The organism is Cupriavidus sp. WS (assembly GCF_000395345.1).
GTDB lineage: Bacteria > Pseudomonadota > Gammaproteobacteria > Burkholderiales > Burkholderiaceae > Cupriavidus > Cupriavidus basilensis_B.
In genome coordinates, this window is the sequence record NZ_AQPL01000685.1 from 1 (window position 1) to 245 (window position 245).

1 pseudogene is annotated in these 245 nt (G+C 66.9%); it reads left to right on the forward strand.

Annotation, left to right across the window (positions count from 1 at the left end):
• Positions 1–245 (forward strand): annotated as a pseudogene (locus K206_RS40550) (DEAD/DEAH box helicase); the annotation flags it as partial.

Here is a 245-nt window from a genome sequence, read left to right on the forward strand (position 1 = left end):
CTTCAGGATTTCGTCGGTGAGTTCGGCGACGAACTGCTCGACGCCCTCAACAGCGCCAACCCGCCGGTCTATTCCGGCGAGCCGCAGGCGCACCGGCAACTCATCGTCGCCAGCCTCAAGCGCAAGCTGTTCCAGGCCCAGGCCGAAGTCGTCCATGCCGCCGCCGAGCTGCTGATCGACCGTGGCGAGCGCGCCGCGATCGTCAATGGCGAAATGGGCTGCGGCAAGACGACCGTCGGCATCGC